The organism is Flaviflexus ciconiae (genome assembly GCF_003971195.1).
GTDB classification, from domain to species: domain Bacteria; phylum Actinomycetota; class Actinomycetes; order Actinomycetales; family Actinomycetaceae; genus Flaviflexus; species Flaviflexus ciconiae.
In genome coordinates this window covers 420,786-437,668 of record NZ_CP034593.1, presented here as the reverse complement: position 1 = coordinate 437,668, position 16,883 = coordinate 420,786, and the positions used below count along the sequence as shown (strand labels likewise).

The window sequence follows — 16,883 nt, the reverse complement described above, 5'->3', positions numbered from 1 at the left end:
AACGAACAATTTCCGGATCCCACCGCCGGTGCAACAACCAGCAAACCGGGCTTTTAGGGCGCTCTCGGTCTACAGTGGATAAGTGCTCGCCGGGCGTTCACATCCGGCTGTGATCAATTGTGCGGATTGGAGTGGCGTTGAACAACATCGTGACTGCGATCGTCCCGATCTTCCTCGTTGTCGGTGTGGGCTATGGCTTCGTCCGATTCGGCCCGTTCAGCCGAGACGACATGCCGGTCTTGTCGCGCTTTGTTGTCAAAGTCGCCCTGCCACTCCTCATCTTTCTTAACATCTACGGCAAACCCGCGAGCGACATTTTCCAAATAACGTATCTGCTCACGTACGCCGGGGCGGTTCTCATCATGTTTGGGATCGCCTTCGGGTACTCGGCCGCCAAAAAACGGACCCCCGCCAGGCGGGCTTTCCTGGGCATGGGCATGTCGAGCACCAACAACGGGTTTATTGGCCTGCCAATTTTTCTCATCCTTCTTCCAGAGTGGGCGGGCGCCGCGGTCGGCATGGACATGCTGGTCGACAACACCTTGACGATCCCACTGACTCTGTTTCTTGCCGAGCAAGCGATCGGCACCGGCACAATCAGGGAACGGGTGATCACAACGATTCGCGGGGTGCTCCTCCATCCGCTCGTTATCGCTATCATCGCGGCTCTCGTTCTTAACGCGGTCGGTCTTGTTCTTCCCGAGTTCCTGCACCGTAGCGTGGACCTGATTGCCGGTACGTCAACGGGCGTTGCCCTGTTCACCGTGGGCGGCATGCTGGTCGGCCTACAGATCAAAGGGGCCCTCGCCGACATCTTCATGATTGTCGGCTCAAAGTTGCTCATCATGCCAACTGTGGCCTTTGGCCTCCTTATGAGCTTCATTGCGATTGGGCTACCTGATCTACCAAACGAACTACGGGCAGCAGCAATCATCACGTGCGCCCTGCCGCCGTTTTCGATCATGCCGTCAATTGCAGAGCCCTACGGAGAAGCGGATGTCACGACCGCAGCCATGATGCTGTCAACCCTCCTGTCGTTCTTCACGCTGGCGGGATGGACGGCGGTTCTCGGAGCAATCGGCTGGATCTAGGGGTACTTCCCTGCCGGCTACTCACTATGTGTGATGAGGGAATGATCAACTTATCCATTTGGATAAACGAGTCGCTCTTTGAAGTCCTCGGCAGGAAACGCTCATCTACTCTTTGAGGAGCTCATCGATGTCATCGGCGGTTGGAATGATGTAGTCATCTGCGACGGAAAACTTCCTGCTTGGTGAAGGCGGCCTGAGTTGCCTGACCTCGGTATGAATCTCCTCCATCTGCCGATCCAAGCGCGCCGCGGTCTCTGCGGCTTCCAGGAGCCCTTCCCGCAGGAAGTCGGGAATCTCGGTATCGAACTTGTAGTAGATCTTGTGCTCGAGACTTGCCCAGAAGTCCATGGCAATCGTTCTAATCTGAACCTCGACCGGGACCTTAACCACCTCGTGAGAAAGGAACACTGGGATCTCTACGATCAGGTGGAGGCTCTGGTATCCATTCGGCTTGCTGTCCTTAATGTAGTCCTTGATCTCAAGAACGTTGACGTCCTGCTGCTTCATGAGAGCCTCGGCCACCTTGTACGTGTCCTGAATGAAACTGCAGACGATCCGAATACCCGCGATATCTCGCACGCACTCCCGCACGTTCCCGAGAGTGAGGACATCGCCCTTACGCCGCATCTTCTTCATGATGCTCTTCGGGCTCTTGAGCCGTGTCGTCACGTGTTCGATCGGGCTATATTCATGAAGGTGCTCAAACTCAGCCCTAAGAATATTGATCTTCGTCAGCACCTCATCGAGCCCGGCCTGATACTCCAGTGAAAGCCGAGCAAAAGCTTCTCTCAGCTCGAAGGCTGCACTCACCCTCTCCCTCATAGCGTCATCGCTAAGGGGCACTCCAATAGCTAGCGGTGCGGAATCGGCAGTGTCAGGCTGGTTTTCAGCATTTTCGGGGCGGTCCATAGGACATGGATAGCACACCGGGCTACAAAAACACCCAAAGAGTGGAGTTTACGCCCACGCGTCACAGAGCCACAGAAGCGAATATCTGCCATGGGCGGGTAACGGGCCAAGATGATCGACGGAGCGATCCCTAGAAGACAACCCACCCGATCAGTGCGGAGCCGATGACCACGGCCCACGCGGGTGCCTTCCACGAGAGGAGGGCAACGAAGGCAACAGCAGCAAGGACGAGTTCCTTTGCTCCAGTAATCCCCGAAGTAAACACCGGCATGTAGAGAGCCGCGGCAAGAATACCCACGACGCCCGCGTTGATTCCGGTGAGGGCCTTTCGTGCCAGGCGATTACGGCGCAGGTCCTCCCAGAACGGAAGGGCTCCGATTACCAGCAGGGCGGATGGCAGGAAGATCGCAATCAGGGCAATCGTTGCGCCCGTGATCCCGGTGGGTCCCGCTGTGGTGACGGATCCCAGGTAGGCAGAGAAGGTAAAGAGCGGACCGGGAACAGCCTGCGCGGCACCGTATCCAGCAAGGAACGAGTCGGCCGATACTAGGCCGGCCTGGACTGTTTCTACCTCCAATAGCGGAAGAACAACGTGTCCGCCGCCGAAAACAATGGAACCGGTTCGATAGAAGGTGTCGGCAAGGTCCACCGATTCATTCTTCGTCGCGGCAGACAGCAACGGCAGACCGATAAGAAGAGCAACAAATACCAGGAGACTTCCGATTGCGACCTTCTTACCAACCCCTACGCGGAACGAATCCTGCTCAACCGGTTCGTTCTTTTCGGACGGCAACCAGAGCAGTCCGATGATGCCGGCGGCAACAATGGCCAGGATCTGAGCGAGCACGCCGGGGACAAGAAGCACGACCGCAAGCGCTCCGACCGCAATCGTCGCTCTCTTAGTATCGGGGGCCAGTTTCGTCGCCATGCCGAGGACCGCATAAGCAACAACAGCAACTGCAGCAGCCTTGAGACCTATCAGCCAGCCATCGCCCAGGGCATCGTCGAGCGACGAAGCTCCATACGCAAAAGCCACGAGAAGAATGGCTGAGGGAAGAGTGAACGCCGCCCACGCGGCTAGCAGCCCCGTATAGCCGGCCCGGTAAAGGCCAATTAACATGCCGACCTGACTGGAGGCCGGTCCCGGGAGGAACTGGCACAGGGCAACAATGTCGGCGTAAACCTTATCTGTCAGCCATTTCCGGCGTTCCACAAAGGCTTCACGGAAGTATGCGAGATGTGCGACGGGACCACCGAACGAGGTAAGCCCCAGTCGAAGAAATACCCAAAAGACTTCCCAGACGCTCCCCGATCGGGCAGGGGTGGAGCGTGGTGCAGGCTCGTCAACCATCAGTGTTAACTGTGCTGGCCCAATAGCGCCACGTCAAGAACGTCGTCCCTCCATATCGCGACCATGAAGTGTCCCATCGACGAGTTAGCGACAAATTTCTGAGCAGGAACGAAGAGACTCGGAGAGTTTAGATTCGGGTCGAGAGTTCAGCTTCGGAGCGGTGAGCCCACGACGTCAAACCGGAAGCCATCCATGACACCCGACAGTATCGGGCGCGCCTCAGTAATCGCAGCCTGAACACTCTCCAGGCTCAGTGAAGACTGATGGTCTTCCGCAGAGTCCCATATTTCAACCACAAACACCGTGTCCGGTGCGCTCTCATTCACGCCCACTTCGTACAGCAGGCAACCGCTGGCTTTCAGCTCATCATTGCGCCGCGACAGGATCGCAACAAGTTCATCGCGTTTTCCGGGCAAGGCTCCAAGGGTTCCTACATTCGCAAATGTCATATCTCGAGGCTAACGGACACCGGCACGGAGCGCGCAGGGAATTTGAAATTCCTGGAGGCGACACGTTATGGCGTGCCGCAAACGCATGGAGCAATCGTGATTCAGCTTTGACATAGCGTGCACGACGGGCTTGCCCGGTGCTCTGAGCATTAGGCAACACGTCAAGCAAATAGCGGCAATGCAGGTAGCGAAACGCGCTAAAAGAACGATCGTAGGTTGGCAGGCAAGCCGGAAGCTGGGACGTTAGCCCCGCAACCAGGGTTTTTACGAATCAAATTTCGTTGACGAGTGAACGTTCACATGTATGCATGTCTTGCTTCATAACCGGATCAAAGGAGATCTCATGATTTACGAGACACTGCCTGAAGAAGTTGGCACCAGCCTTGCTCACGACCACCCCGGGGCTACACCACTCTAAGGGGCACTACTAATCTCGTCCAGCGTGGGACGATGAGTACCTTCAGCTTGAACATATAATGCCTCAGAAGTTAAGCGCTATTTGGCATGCTCATCTAGGGGAACTTGCGGATGACGTTCATCAACAATATGTGAACAATGTCGGAAACATTACGCTCATTAGGCATAACCAAGGGCTAGGGAATCGGTCTTTTCAGGAGAAGAGAGCTCTCTACTTAGGGCGCTCAGGATTACAAGTCACCCAAAACTACGTAGTCGATCAGGAGGTCTGGGATGATCAAGCGATCCAGCGCCGCCAGATCTACTTGGTTAAACTGTTGGTCAAGCATGCACTCCTGCTTCCAGGACGCTTCCAGTACAGCAGCAACTGGAATCAGGTTGGTAGCCGATCGTCACAGTTCGACTCACGTCAAGTGCTAAATCGCCTCATCGGAGAGGCTATTCAGTTCATCTCTCAACCGACCATCACAGCTCGGGTCGTGGGCGACTCTAAGGTACTCTTCGAAGGCAAGGAGTGGAACTTATCGCCTCTCACAAGAGAACTGAAACTACGAGATGGCACCAATACCCGTTCCGGCGCATACCAGGGAGCTCTCTATTGGAGCTGGGACGACACGCGCTTAATAGACTTGGAGTAGGCGAAAACTCTTGCTCATGATGCGCCTAAGACCCGACTTGGCTCACTTTTCTTGCTCGGCGGGTGCGGCGGTTCTCTGACCTGGGGTTTTGTTGGTGATGGGGCCGGGATTGGGGCACTAAATTGGGGCATGTCGCCCCATATTCGTACCGTGAAGACTGCCTCGGGTGCCCGAGCGGTGCAGATCGAGTACTCCAAGAAGGGCGGGCGCCGGGAAATGGGGCACGTGGGCTCTGCCCACACTGATGCCGAGTACGAGCTGTTGGTGGCGGCCGCACGGCAGCAGTAGTCGACCGGCTCACATACAACGCGCACATCATCAACACCGGCACCCGCTCCTACCACCTACGCACCACCCAGGCCAGGAATGGAGGTCCCCTGAGTAACGAGCCCCCAGGCCCTCCCCGCCGCGGAACGCCGCACACGGGAGAAACCCTAGAAATACACGACCATGGGTGGGGCCAACTCAAACCATCACCACGGGGCCAAACCAGCTTGTCATGCTCACCCGAGGTCGACAGGCCCGGCGGGGGCCAGGGCGCAGGTAAGATCCGCGGCTATGGTGAAGAATTGGGCAACGGGCAGATTGGGCCAAGCCCGGCGGTGGCGGCCTTCGAGCTGCCCCCATACCCTGCACTGGTACCAGAGGTAGCTCCCCTCCCTGGGCCTGAGCAGGTCGAGAGCCGAACCGGGCAGGTTACTGCGCCCATGGCCCAGCCCACTCGTGCCTTGAAGTCGTCCGCTCCAGCCGCCACCGAGGAGGGTACGGAGGAGGTCACGCGAGAGGAGCAGGTTGCGCTGGCAGTTGATATGCACGGCGACGGCGCGACGCAACAGGAGATCGCGAAGGCTGGGGGCTTCTCGCGGGCCACAGTGGGGCGGTGGCTCAAGGCCCACGCGGCCGAGGCCACCCAGGGTAAGCACTTGCGAGCTATCAATGGGTAGTCGGTAGGGGCGAGCCTTGCAGATGCGGTCTACCCGCATGGTCAATCAAACCAGCGTATGCTCACTCCAAGAACGTCTTGCTAACGGCGAGCGCCAACAACTGGAGGTCTGATCAATGTCATCCACTGCCACCTGTGAAGAGTGCGGGGAGCTATTCAATGTCGATGAACTCGATGACGAGTACTGCGAGTCATGCGCCGATTTCCTTGCTGCCGCCGGACGTGCCGCCATGGACCCCGGCGGCAATGGATACGACGAATACGGCGTCTGGGACCCGAGCGACTTGGCCTCTAGGGGACTCCTGAATAATTGGTGTGGGACCCAGGCAACGGGTGGTGACCCGCAATAATGATGTCATGCAGAGCTTGTCGCGTGAATGTGTAGGGTCTGACGGGGTGGGGCCCTCGGGGTGGGGCTGGTCGTAGCGTTGGTCGGAAAATGACCCGCCTCAAGCCTTCTGGTAGACCGCTTCAGGGCCCAAGAAGGGGTCACGGGGGTGCCTGGTCAGGTGTCCTGCCCTGCGGGTAATGTTCGGCCGATCAGCCCAACCCGGAGAGTGAACTTTGGGGTGTCGTGCAGGGCGTGCCAGTTGCAGTCGTTGTGGACAGAAATCTTGACAGGCTCACTAGTACCGCGGGGCCCGGGCCCGGCGCACCCTGCGCGGGATCGATAAGCAGGTCGAGAACGCGAAGAACGCGATCGCACGCAACACCCCGATCAAGCGCAACAGGTTCTTGAAAGTCACCGGCCAAGACCGTGCGCTGAATGAGGAGCTGGTGCAAAATGCGCGTGATCTGGCCGGCTACAAGGCCTACATCCCTAACCTGGACCCCAAGGTCGCCGGGGCTGAGTTCGTGATCGGGGCCTACCACTACCTATGGCAGGTGGAGAAGTCGTTCCGGATAAGTAAGCACGATCTGACGGCCCGGCCGATCTATCATCACCAGCACGAATCGATCGAGGCGCATCTGAGCGTCGTGTTCGCCGCCCTGGCCGTGGCCTGGCGCCTGGGGCCCTCACGGGGTGGGCATTGAAGAAGTTCATCACCACCGCTTGGCGTTACCGCACCGTCACGATCAACAGCGGTAACCACCACCGCACCGCCACTGAACCCGTCCCCGACGACCTCCAAGCCGAACGTTCAAAACTTCTGCAAGCCCACTACGCGGGGGCGGTGCCGCTCGATCTCCTCAAGTCGGAGCAGGATCGCATCGGCAGACGACTCGCGTTCCTCGAATCACAGATCGAAGCCGGTGACATAGAGTACGAACTGGCAAGCGCCCACCTGGACGACTGCCTCGCACTGGGCAGAGACTGCTACAAGTTGTACATGAGCATCGATGACTCACTGCGGCGCATCGCCAACCAGGCATTCTTCGACAAGCTCTACCTCAGCGAGGAGGGCACCGTCATCGGTGAAACGGGGGAACCGTTCAGCGCGTTCTTCGGCCGCGGTGTGCAGACGATAACGGCCCGCCACGAGGGGCGGGCAGCTGAGTCGAGGTCTCAAACCGGTAATATCGCCGGTTTGAACAACGACCTTCTGGTGGGCCCGGAGGGACTCGAACCCCCGACATCCACGGTGTAAACGTGGCGCTCTAACCAACTGAGCTACAGGCCCAGCCCCGCTTAACACTCGCCTGCGAGAGCTGATCACGCGGTGCTGATCGATTAGTGACTTTACACGGATTACTTGGCGAGGACCAATCTTTGAAGTGTAAAGAAGCGCACACAATCCGGGACCAGAGTTAGCGTCGAGTAGGCGGGAGTGATTAGCGCCTCTCTCGCCTTCTGACGCGCAGGCCTCGCATCCGGCAGTTCGTTTTGGCGTTGAGAATATTTCCAAGACTTGTAGAACGCACATTGGTTCCGTCAACGCGTGGTCTAGAGGCCAGCATCAACGATCGATGTTTTAAAACGCGCCAAGTTCTAGATCGGGCAAGATTTTATACCTGCCATACGTCCCCTCTGCTACTCCAGTGGCGGCCAGGAGCGCATCAATGCTGAAAGCATCCGCGCGGGTACAGGGCTCAGATTTTTCCCTAATTCTGAAATTTCTTGGTCCCCGTGCACTCATTTGTGCGCTAGCCTCTCGTTGCGCATTCGAGGTTGGGCAGATAGCGGAGTTTCGAGGCCCAGGCATCAGTCTTTTGGATGATTTAACTTTCAGCATCCGGTCCGATGTTTCTCGGTGCCGAAGCGACTGGAATTGTCACTATGGCAACTTCTTCGCTTTCTTTACGGTTCTCCAAGAAATTGGTCTCGCGCCGAGGCGCATGGATGACACTTGGGATCTCCCTCATTGTTCTCGTCCTCCTTTTCGGGCTGTTCGGCTCCGCACAGTCACCTTCCTCACCTACGCAGGCACCCGAAAATTCTGAATCAACTCGTGTCAGCAACCTCATGGCTGATTTCCCGGACGCTGATCAGCAATCACTCCTAGTCGTCGCCGCACGCGAGGATGGTGAGCCCTTAACCATCTCCGATCTTGACAATTTTCAGTCGCTCGTGACCGTAACGGCGGCTAGTAACTCAGAGCCGATCGTGAGCGAGGATCGTTATGCGGCTGTCATCTCTACGCCGATTACTGTCGGTGACAACAACTCGCAGACCGCGGAGACGATCGGTGCCCTGCGTGCCGATATCGGCACTGAAGTTCCCGACGGTCTCGATGTGTGGGTCACGGGTGGTCCGGCATTTGGTGCCGATATTGCGGCATCGTTCGACGGCGCTAATTTCACCATGCTTGCTGTCACGATCGCGATCGTCGCGATTCTTCTCATCGTCACCTACCGGTCCCCAGTCCTCTGGCTCGTTCCGCTCACGGTCGTGGCGCTGTCTGACGGGCTGGCCGGGCGAGTCACTGCAGCCGCCGGCGAGGCGTGGAACCTGGAGTTTGATGCCGGAATCATCAGTGTTCTCGTCTTCGGCGCTGGAACAAACTACGCTCTATTTCTGATCTCGCGCTATCGCGAAGAACTCCTGATACACGAGGATCACCGCGTAGCACTCGCGACCGCATGGCAAAAGTCGATGCCTGCCATCCTCGCCTCGAACGTTACAGTCGTTTTTTCTCTCCTCACACTCGTTCTGTCGGTCATCCCCGGCACCAGGGGACTTGGGATTTCGTCAGCACTCGGGCTACTCATCGCGCTGGCGGGCATCATGTTTGTCCTTCCGCCGTTCTTGGCGGTGTGCGGGCGACGCATCTTCTGGCCCTTTATTCCCCATCCGGGTTCGGAGCAGAAGATCGGCGGCACGTGGCGCACGATCGCGACCAGAGTGGTCAGCAAACCTCGCAGAGCTCTCGCTGGCGGCACCCTGCTGCTTGCAGTCATGGCAACGGGCCTGGTCGGGACAACTGTCGGCCTGGATCAGCTGGAGAAATTCCGGGTTCAGTCAGAGTCCGCGGCGGGCCTGGAAGTTTTCGCGGAGCATTTCCCGGCAGGCGAGGCACAGCCCATATTCATTCTTACAAACTCAGAGTATGCCGAGGAGGTTGTAGCCGACGTTGCCGGCAGCGACGGCGTGGTTAGGGCGCACCCGATTGCGGAGCATGAGGGGCTGACCAACATCATGGTGACGAGTGAGTTTGCACCCAGCACAGATGAGTCTCTCTCCCAGATCAGCGATCTCAGAGAAGCAGTATCTGCCATTGACGGTGCCGATGCGATGGTAGGCGGGTCCGTTGCCTCGGACGTTGATATGCGCGAGGGTAGTCAGCGCGATCTCACCATCATCGCCCCGCTCATCCTCGCCGCAAGCTTCATCGTTCTCGTACTCCTCCTGCGTTCGCTGATCGCTCCCGCATTCCTTATCGTGGTCAATCTGGCGAGCTCACTGGCAGCGATAGGCGCGGGCGCCTGGCTGGGCCGACTCCTGTTCGAGCAGGATGCTCTCGACACTCAGGTGCCACTCCTTGCGTTCTTGTTCCTCGTTGCTCTCGGGATTGACTACACGATTTTCCTTGTGCACAGGGCTCGGACGGAGGCCATCGCCTACGGCACCCGTACGGGAATCCTTGAATCCGTCGCCCACACGGGTAGTGTGATCACCAGTGCGGGTATCGTCCTCGCTGGCGTTTTCGCGGCGCTCGGCGTGCTTCCGCTCGTGACGCTCGGCCAGTTGGGCCTTATTGTCGGGATCGGCATCATTGTCGATACGCTGGTGGTCCGCACGATTATCGTGCCCGCCCTCTTCACGCTCGTCGGGGATCGGATCTGGTGGCCGGGCTCAATCACATCCCCCGCTGTCGAAGGATCCCATGAGTCTCGTGAGCACGCCCCTGAGGCAGTCTAGTAAATCGCCAGCATCCCGTAGCACCGTGCGTGCGATGGAGGTGGGCCAGTACGTCATCGCGGTCGCCCTCACCCTCGTCGGCATCATCCGTGCCACCGGCGAGGGGGTGGCGCCGACCGTCGCTACCATCTCGGGATTGGCGATCATCGGCGCTCACACCGTCGGCACGCTGATCCCCAGTCGCACAAACTCCACCACCGTGATCGTCTTATGGCTTCTCGGCTTCACCGCAATCTGGATTGCGACGGTGGCGGTCTCATCAGCTTTCATCTGGCTCGCCTTCCTCCTCTGGCTCCTTGCTGGCCATCTCCTGCCGGTGACATGGGGGATCGTCTATTCGCTCATCGTCTTTGTCGTGGCGACAGCGGCTCCTATCCTTCACCACGGCTCAACGACATACGCGAATGTCTTTGGCCCTCTCATTGGCGGCATCTTTGCCTTCGGGATCTCACGCGGATACCTGCAGCTCTTAAAAGATGGCCAGGAGCGAGAAAGATTCGTCCACTCACTCACGCAGGCACAGCAGGAGATGGCGGAGCTTCAGGACGAGCTCGCCCTTGCCCACCGGCACTCAGGCGCAATATCTGAGCGCACTCGGCTATCGCGGGAGATCCATGACACCGTCGCGCAGGGACTCTCTTCGATCCGGCTGCTTGCCCACGCTGCGGCTACCCCAACCTCCGACCCCGAGTCCGCCCGGGCCTTCGAACAGATCGGAGCACTTGCGAGGGAGAGCCTTGCCGACGTCCGCAGGATCGTTGCGGCGCTCGCACCTGCCGAGCTCGAGCACAGTGCACTGAGCACGGCACTGGACCAGCTACTCGTGAAGTTGGCGGAAGAAACCGGTATCGACACCGCTCTTCACATCGACCCCTCGTTACCTGCACTATCATCCGATGCCGACGTCGCACTGCTACGCTCTGCACAATCTGCTCTGGCCAATGTGCGCCTCCACTCCGGCGCTCAACATGTGACCGTCAGTCTGAGCGATGCTGGAGACTCGATACGCCTTGACATCATGGATGACGGTCGGGGTTTTGATGCTGCCGCCTGGGAACAGGAAACAAACGTGGCATCCGCGAGCTTTGGCATCCGGTTCATGAGGTCACGCCTGCGCGAACTCGGCGGCGGAATAGACATCGAGTCCGCCCCGGGCGAGGGCACAGCCATCTCCATCCACATCCCACACGCCTTTGAGGAGCAGTCATGACAACCACGGTCCTTCTCGTGGATGACCATCCGGTGGTACGTAGCGGCCTGCGTGCCGTCCTCGACCAAGACCCCGATATCACCATCGTCGGCGAGTCCGCCACCGGCGAAGAAGCATTACAGCTCGCCCGCCACCTCGCGCCCAGCGTGGTCCTCTGCGATCTCCGCCTCGGAGACGGCATTGACGGCATTGAGACAACCACTGAGCTACGGAAGCTCAATCCCCCTCCAGCCGTCATTATCCTCACGACTTTCGATCGAGATGCTGAAATTCTTGGAGCAATCGAGGCCGGCGCCGCTGGCTACCTGCTCAAAGACGCAGACCCGGAGACGATTATCGACGCTATTGGCCGCGCACGTGATGGCGAGCTCGCTCTCACTCCCGATGTTGCCTCCCGAGTACTCCGCGGAGTTCGAAACCCGTTGCCGAAACTCACGGGTCGCGAGATCGAAGTTCTCTCATTACTCGCTACCGGAGCTACCAATAGGGAGATTTCCAAAGCCCTCTTCATTGCAGAAGCTACGGTCAAGAGCCACATCACTCACATCTTCACCAAGCTCGATGTCGACGGTCGCTCAAAAGCAATTCACCTCGCCCAAAGTACCGGGTTGATCTAGGAGTATCGGCTCTTTGCCGGTGTAGAGTCGAGTGCAGATGGTCGTAGGCCGCGTGGCCCGCCAATCGGATCTTTATCGAGACTTATTACCATGGACGATCTGCACATCCTTCCCGGCCCCGGCGCACCCAATGGTTTGACCATTCCAGCGGCGGAACTTGTCGAGCAGTTTTCCCGCTCTTCAGGCCCTGGCGGACAAAGCGTCAACACGACCGATTCACGCGTCCAGTTGAGCTTCGATGTCGGGCAGACATCGGCGCTCAACGAAGTTCAGAAGCGGCGTGCAATAAGGCACCTCGAGGAGCGTCTGAACGGCACGATCCTGACGATCAGTGCCTCCGAACAGCGCTCACAGCACCGCAATCGGGTTGCCGCCCGCGAACGCCTTGCGGCTCTGCTAAGAGATGCGATCATCCCGCCGATCCCTCGCCGGCCAACCAGGCCAAGCAGGGCCGCTAAGCGCCGCCGGCTCGAGGCTAAGCGCCGCCGCTCCGAGATTAAGCAGAACCGCAGGCCGCCAGAATCGCATTGATTTCGGTAACCAGTGCCGATGAGCTGGTCGCTGCCCGGTATCTCGCAATAGCTGTTCGTCAGGCCGTGAAGTTGCCGGTCCACGCTATGCACATCATTTAACAGAGAACGATCCGTTCCCGCTCACGAGTGCCAACCATGTGCAGGCTCTTACCAACATGAGCGGGCTCGCACCAAACAGGCTGCGATCCGAGCCCGCCGGTCGTGGCGTCCTCCAGTTTGGCTTCAGTCGAGATCACGCTACGCGGGCTAGACCAGACCCTGGGTGCTCGGCGCGTTCATCGTTGAACTGGTGGCCGTATCTTTGTTCGCGCGCCGGTCGCGTACCTCAGGGTGTCGATAAGCCCCCGCAGTAAGCCCCCACATCACGCGAAAACAGAGGAATCCACCGGTCATGGGTCTCATCACCGTATGTGGCAACGTGGGTTCGGTGCACTATCTGGTTGGCAGTTGCTCCCACGAGACCAAGAGATCCGTATTCCGAATAACCTGTTCGTAGGCTTCCGCTGTTGCGGCTTCGATGCCATCAAGAACATCCTCGCCTCCGGAGGACAGGTCGAGACAAACACGATCCGCGCAGTTATCCCCAGGGCGCTTCTCTGTTACACCGTCGCTCTTTTCTTCTTCGGAAGGTGTGCGGACCAGCCGAACGGTCCAGCCACCCCTTCCATAGGTGTTTTCGCCGAGCTTTGGGAGCGAGGCTAATCATGCTTCGACAGCGGCTGCCGCTTTAATCCGTTTCCCGTCAGCCACGACGAGCCGCACGGTCGCGGGGGTCCCGTCGTTATGGGGCGGGTCCGTCCAGAGCCAGTCGTAGTCGAGTCGATATCGGCGATGCGTCATACCCTGACAGTAGATGATGTTTGGGCAATCGAGGAGGCGGAGGTGTTGAACCCCCGCCTCCTGTTAAAGCGTTTGCTTAGCAGTCCCTATTTTCGGGGAAAGCCACCGGCTACTTCTGGGGCAGGCCAGCCTCGCCCTCAGCCCAGATCTTGCCGGTGTACCTGGGGGTCATGAAGGCTTCATTGGTCAGGTAGCTGTCGACTTCTGCTGGGGTCAGCAGTCCCATTTCAACAACGACCTGCTTAACGGACTTGCCGGTGCGCGCGCATTCCTTACCGACGAGATCACCGTTGTGGTGACCGATGATCGGGTTCAGGTAGGTGACAATACCGATCGAGTTCTCAACGTAGGCGCGTGCCCGCTCTTCGTTGGCGGTGATGCCGTCGATGCACTTGGTGCGGAGGGTGTCGCAGGCGTTCATGAGGAGATTGAGGGACTCGAAGGTTGCTTCGGCAAGTGCCGGCTCCATGACGTTGAGCTGGAGCTGCCCTGCTTCCGCTGCCATGGTGACGGTGACATCGTTGCCGATGACCTTGAAGCAGACCTGGTTAACAACTTCGGGGATAACGGGGTTGACCTTCGCAGGCATGATCGACGATCCCGCCTGCCTCTCCGGCAGGTTGATCTCATTGAGGCCGGCGCGCGGGCCGGACGACAGGAGACGAAGATCGTTACAGATCTTCGAGAGCTTGGATGCAACGCGCTTAAGTGCTGCGTGTGCAAGCACGTAGTCACCGGTGTCGGATGTAGCTTCGACAAGGTCCGGCGAGGACGAGATATCCAGGCTAGCGACACTGCCGAGCTTACGCGCGGCGACTTCCGCGTAGCCTTCGGGGGTGTTGAGGCGGGTGCCGATTGCGGTCGCACCCAGGTTCACGTGGAGGAGGTAGTGTGTGGCGCGGGAGAGGATGACAACTTCCTCTTCGAGCGTGGTTGCCCATCCACCGAACTCTGCTCCGAGCGTCATGGGAACCGCGTCCTGAAGCTGGGTTCTGCCCATCTTCAGCAATCCCGAGAACTCCTCGCTCTTGACACGGAGGGACTCCACGAGAGTCTTGAGCTTCGTGACGAGCTGGGCAGAGATGGTGTAGATGGCGAGGCGCAGGGCCGTCGGGTAAGCGTCGTTGGTCGACTGCGACTTGTTGACGTGATCGTTCGGATTGATGACGTCGTAGCGGCCCTTCTCGTAACCGAGCAGTTCAAGTGCCAGGTTCGCAACGACCTCGTTGGAGTTCATGTTGACCGAGGTGCCAGCGCCACCCTGGAACAGGTCGATCGGGAACTGGTCCATACAGCGGTCCTTTTCCAAGACCTCATCGCAGCCAGCAACAATCGCATCCGCGATATCGGCAGGCAGGGAGCCGAGCTCCTTGTTGGCAAGAGCTGAGGCCTTCTTCACCTGGACAATGGCACGGACGAACTCCGGCACGTCCCGGACCAGCCTGCCCGACATGGGGAAGTTTTCGACCGCACGGAGCGTATGCACTCCGTAGTAGGCCTCTGCCGGGATTTCCTTCGTTCCAAGGAGATCCTCTTCAATGCGATATGTGCTCAAAACAGCTACCTTTCAGTGCGCCTGCGCGATTTATTAATACTCACAGAAACTTCGCCTGCCAAGTCGATACACGGCTCTTGTCTCCAAGCTCTTGGGCACACGGCGTCGTCGCAACCGCGCGCTCCAACTTGTTGACGATGAGCAATTCATCGATTCAGCAGGTAAACCACTCACCAGATTAGCCCTCAGCCAGAAGAACTCAAGGTAAAACGGATGTTTTCTCATCAAATCTTTCGCACGGCGAGAAATGGGCACAAAAAATTCGGAACCGCAATTAGCAATATTTCATGACAAGAAGGACGCCCACTTGTTAAGAATTATTTTGCGAAGCCCAGGATTCAGCACGCTTTCGGAACAAGCAAGTGAAGGACTGAGAAATCAAACGTGCAATGTGGCGTGTCGACGGCAACGCTCACGACCGTGGCGGCCACGTGGGGTGATAGAAAGCTCCGCTCACTGGCGCGGACACGAACGGGAGTACATGGCGGGAGCTATCTCCCTGGATGGTAGCGACCTTGACCCTGTTATCGAGGTCTCCCAAGAGACCGGCGTATTCATCGTCACGGGCCTGATCGAGCGCCTCGGTAACACGCTCTACTGCACGACAATCATGGTTGACCCCAACGACGGCCTTGTCGGTAAGCACCGGAAGCTCATGCCGACGGCAAGCGAGCGACTGATCTGGGGATTCGGCGACGGTTCCACGCTTGATGTCGTCGAGTCCCCCACGGGACGCCTCGGCACCGCCATCTGCTGGGAAAACTACATGCCGCTCTTCCGCCAAGCCATGTACTCCCAGGGGGTCGAGATCCACTGCGCTCCAACGGTTGACAATCGTGATGCTTGGCAGTCCACGATGCAGCACATTGCGCTTGAGGGCCGGACCTTCGTTCTCTCCTCCTGCCAGCTGGTACGAGTCGAAGACTATCCGGAAGACACCGAGTTCCCGAACGGAATCACGGCAAACGGCCTCGTCATCCGTGGCGGCTCCGTTATCTACAGTCCGCTCGGGGAGGTCCTCGCCGGTCCGGTGTACGGAGAAGAGACAATCCGTTATGCCGACATTGACCTGTCGGAAAAGGACCGGAGCCATCTCGACCTTGACGCTGTCGGGCACTATGCTCGGCCCGATGTCTTCCAACTCCACGTGAACACGGCACCGCAAAGCAGCGTCGTATTCGAGTAGGCACGGAACAACCTTCAAACAGTTACCCAACAAGCCGCACCGAAACGCCGGTTCAGGTAACTGAGCCACGCGGCTAAGCGACGATGGGAGGGCGATCGCACGATGGTTGCCCTCCCATCCTTTCCTGCGGAATACGGTAAATCAGCATGGCTCGGAGGCTCGAGAACTTACGGCCCGGAGGGGTAAATTTGATGAGGTACTGGTAGTTTCGCCGCGGCTGGGTCAGCACACCAGGCTAGTAACTGCGCTGCTTCAGGTCCCCTGATTACGGAGCTCCCGGCAAGTTTGAACAGGGCAGCCGCTCATCCAAGAGGCGAGAGCAGTGCCTGCCGGACGTGTAAGAGTGGGTGGCCGGTTTCCCGGCAACCCACTCGCGGTTACTGCTTACTTATTTTTTGACGCTGTTGTCTCGCTCGCTGGTGATGCTAGCGGCGCGGTCCTCGCGCCGTGAGCCGGACTCCTGTCCATTCTGGGGAGAGTGCGGCCGCCGTTGTTGCGGCGAGGCCAGCCGTTTGTGCGGCTTCTTCAACAACGATGTGTTCGACATATCCATCGGTTCCCAGTGCGGGAATCATGACCCAGATGACTCCGGACCCGTCGTCGAGATTGCCTTTGGCGTCGACAAGCAGGTCGGCAAGATCATCTTCATCGCCGTCGTCGTCACGCCACCAGATCAGGGCACCGTCGCAGACGTCCCCGTAGTATTCATCAACGAGCTCCTCGCCCGTTGCGTCTTCGATTCTGGCGCGGAATGCGTCGTCAACGTCGTCATCCCAGCCAAATTCTTGGATCACCTGCCCGTTCAACAGTCCGAGCTCGACTGATCCGTTCGAAGAACCGGTCC

The 16,883-nt window shown here is 58.6% G+C and carries 17 protein-coding genes, 1 tRNA gene and 1 pseudogene; 11 read left to right on the top strand and 8 right to left on the bottom strand.

Annotated elements, in window-relative coordinates:
• Positions 1–131 precede the first annotated feature (131 nt).
• Complete coding sequence (locus EJ997_RS02065) at positions 132–1,091, top strand: AEC family transporter (RefSeq protein WP_126703111.1); 960 nt, start codon at positions 132–134, stop codon at positions 1,089–1,091.
• A 105-nt stretch (positions 1,092–1,196) separates the two neighbouring features.
• Here EJ997_RS02065 and EJ997_RS02060 read toward each other — a convergent pair whose 3' ends face one another.
• From EJ997_RS02060 to EJ997_RS02050, 3 genes are all read right to left on the bottom strand, one after another.
• Entirely contained in the window at positions 1,197–2,000 is an 804-nt protein-coding gene (locus EJ997_RS02060) for a GTP pyrophosphokinase (RefSeq protein WP_206501755.1), read from the bottom strand.
• A gap of 130 nt (positions 2,001–2,130) precedes the next feature.
• The gene (chrA, locus tag EJ997_RS02055) at positions 2,131–3,351 is read right to left on the bottom strand and encodes a chromate efflux transporter (protein ID WP_126703110.1); all 1,221 of its coding nucleotides are present in this window, start codon (positions 3,349–3,351) and stop codon (positions 2,131–2,133) included.
• A 146-nt stretch (positions 3,352–3,497) separates the two neighbouring features.
• Entirely contained in the window at positions 3,498–3,800 is a 303-nt protein-coding gene (locus EJ997_RS02050) for a putative quinol monooxygenase (protein ID WP_126703109.1), read from the bottom strand.
• Between the two features lie 473 nt (positions 3,801–4,273).
• On the opposite strand from EJ997_RS02050, the gene EJ997_RS14030 reads away from it, so the two are divergent.
• The 5 genes and pseudogenes from EJ997_RS14030 to EJ997_RS02025 form a co-directional block, all read left to right on the top strand.
• Positions 4,274–4,855, top strand: coding sequence for an HNH endonuclease family protein (locus tag EJ997_RS14030; RefSeq protein WP_407644353.1), 582 nt, complete (start codon positions 4,274–4,276; stop codon positions 4,853–4,855).
• A gap of 129 nt (positions 4,856–4,984) precedes the next feature.
• Complete coding sequence (locus EJ997_RS12810) at positions 4,985–5,143, top strand: hypothetical protein (RefSeq protein ID WP_164719637.1); 159 nt, start codon at positions 4,985–4,987, stop codon at positions 5,141–5,143.
• 206 nt (positions 5,144–5,349) lie between these two features.
• Positions 5,350–5,799, top strand: coding sequence for a helix-turn-helix domain-containing protein (locus EJ997_RS02035; protein ID WP_126703107.1), 450 nt, complete (start codon positions 5,350–5,352; stop codon positions 5,797–5,799).
• Positions 5,800–5,914: 115 nt separating this feature from the next.
• Positions 5,915–6,148 (top strand): hypothetical protein, encoded by a 234-nt coding sequence (locus EJ997_RS02030; RefSeq protein WP_126703106.1) that lies wholly within the window; start codon positions 5,915–5,917, stop codon positions 6,146–6,148.
• A gap of 301 nt (positions 6,149–6,449) precedes the next feature.
• Positions 6,450–6,833, top strand: a pseudogene (locus EJ997_RS02025) (IS1634 family transposase); the annotation flags it as partial.
• Between the two features lie 311 nt (positions 6,834–7,144).
• Here the strand turns inward: EJ997_RS02025 and EJ997_RS13695 are convergent.
• Both EJ997_RS13695 and EJ997_RS02020 read right to left on the bottom strand, forming a co-directional pair.
• Positions 7,145–7,279 (bottom strand): hypothetical protein, encoded by a 135-nt coding sequence (locus EJ997_RS13695; protein WP_265936838.1) that lies wholly within the window; start codon positions 7,277–7,279, stop codon positions 7,145–7,147.
• A gap of 64 nt (positions 7,280–7,343) precedes the next feature.
• A tRNA-Val gene (locus tag EJ997_RS02020) sits at positions 7,344–7,420 on the bottom strand.
• A 659-nt stretch (positions 7,421–8,079) separates the two neighbouring features.
• On the opposite strand from EJ997_RS02020, the gene EJ997_RS02015 reads away from it, so the two are divergent.
• From EJ997_RS02015 to arfB, 4 genes are all read left to right on the top strand, one after another.
• Positions 8,080–10,098 (top strand): MMPL family transporter, encoded by a 2,019-nt coding sequence (locus EJ997_RS02015; protein WP_206501754.1) that lies wholly within the window; start codon positions 8,080–8,082, stop codon positions 10,096–10,098.
• Positions 10,099–10,132: 34 nt separating this feature from the next.
• Positions 10,133–11,308, top strand: a complete 1,176-nt coding sequence (locus EJ997_RS02010; protein ID WP_228201660.1) for a sensor histidine kinase — start codon at positions 10,133–10,135, stop codon at positions 11,306–11,308.
• Positions 11,305–11,925 carry a response regulator gene (locus tag EJ997_RS02005; protein WP_126703102.1) on the top strand — a complete coding sequence of 207 codons (621 nt, stop codon included), beginning with the start codon at positions 11,305–11,307 and terminating at the stop codon, positions 11,923–11,925. Before EJ997_RS02010 ends, EJ997_RS02005 begins: the two co-directional genes overlap by 4 nt.
• Positions 11,926–12,015: 90 nt before the next feature.
• On the top strand, positions 12,016–12,456 hold the full coding sequence (gene arfB / locus EJ997_RS02000) for an alternative ribosome rescue aminoacyl-tRNA hydrolase ArfB (RefSeq protein ID WP_126703101.1): 441 nt from the start codon (positions 12,016–12,018) through the stop codon (positions 12,454–12,456).
• Positions 12,457–13,160: 704 nt separating this feature from the next.
• On the opposite strand, the gene EJ997_RS12805 is transcribed toward arfB, so the two are convergent.
• On the bottom strand, positions 13,161–13,298 hold the full coding sequence (locus EJ997_RS12805) for a hypothetical protein (protein ID WP_164719712.1): 138 nt from the start codon (positions 13,296–13,298) through the stop codon (positions 13,161–13,163).
• 109 nt (positions 13,299–13,407) lie between these two features.
• A complete protein-coding gene (gene aspA, locus EJ997_RS01995) occupies positions 13,408–14,853 on the bottom strand; it encodes an aspartate ammonia-lyase (protein WP_126703100.1) in 1,446 nt (481 codons plus the stop codon).
• 247 nt (positions 14,854–15,100) lie between these two features.
• Between aspA and EJ997_RS01990 the strand changes: the two genes are divergently transcribed.
• Positions 15,101–16,039: a carbon-nitrogen hydrolase family protein gene (locus EJ997_RS01990; protein WP_126703099.1), complete on the top strand. Its 939-nt coding sequence runs from the start codon at positions 15,101–15,103 to the stop codon at positions 16,037–16,039.
• 425 nt (positions 16,040–16,464) lie between these two features.
• Here the strand turns inward: EJ997_RS01990 and EJ997_RS01985 are convergent, their stop codons facing one another.
• Positions 16,465–16,848, bottom strand: a complete 384-nt coding sequence (locus EJ997_RS01985) for a DUF3052 family protein (protein WP_228201659.1) — start codon at positions 16,846–16,848, stop codon at positions 16,465–16,467.
• Positions 16,849–16,883 lie beyond the last annotated feature (35 nt).

Bases quoted from the DNA above. Each gene is read 5' to 3' on its own strand.
- EJ997_RS02060 (WP_206501755.1), bottom strand. From the start codon at position 2,000: ATGGACCGCCCCGAAAATGCTGAAAACCAGCCTGACACTGCCGATTCC.
- chrA (WP_126703110.1), bottom strand. From the start codon at position 3,351: ATGGTTGACGAGCCTGCACCACGCTCCACCCCTGCCCGATCGGGGAGC.
- EJ997_RS02050 (WP_126703109.1), bottom strand. From the start codon at position 3,800: ATGACATTTGCGAATGTAGGAACCCTTGGAGCCTTGCCCGGAAAACGC.
- EJ997_RS12810 (WP_164719637.1), top strand. From the start codon at position 4,985: ATGTCGCCCCATATTCGTACCGTGAAGACTGCCTCGGGTGCCCGAGCG.
- EJ997_RS02030 (WP_126703106.1), top strand. From the start codon at position 5,915: ATGTCATCCACTGCCACCTGTGAAGAGTGCGGGGAGCTATTCAATGTC.
- EJ997_RS02015 (WP_206501754.1), top strand. From the start codon at position 8,080: ATGACACTTGGGATCTCCCTCATTGTTCTCGTCCTCCTTTTCGGGCTG.
- EJ997_RS02010 (WP_228201660.1), top strand. From the start codon at position 10,133: ATGGAGGTGGGCCAGTACGTCATCGCGGTCGCCCTCACCCTCGTCGGC.
- EJ997_RS02005 (WP_126703102.1), top strand. From the start codon at position 11,305: ATGACAACCACGGTCCTTCTCGTGGATGACCATCCGGTGGTACGTAGC.
- arfB (WP_126703101.1), top strand. From the start codon at position 12,016: ATGGACGATCTGCACATCCTTCCCGGCCCCGGCGCACCCAATGGTTTG.
- EJ997_RS12805 (WP_164719712.1), bottom strand. From the start codon at position 13,298: ATGACGCATCGCCGATATCGACTCGACTACGACTGGCTCTGGACGGAC.
- EJ997_RS01990 (WP_126703099.1), top strand. From the start codon at position 15,101: ATGGGCACAAAAAATTCGGAACCGCAATTAGCAATATTTCATGACAAG.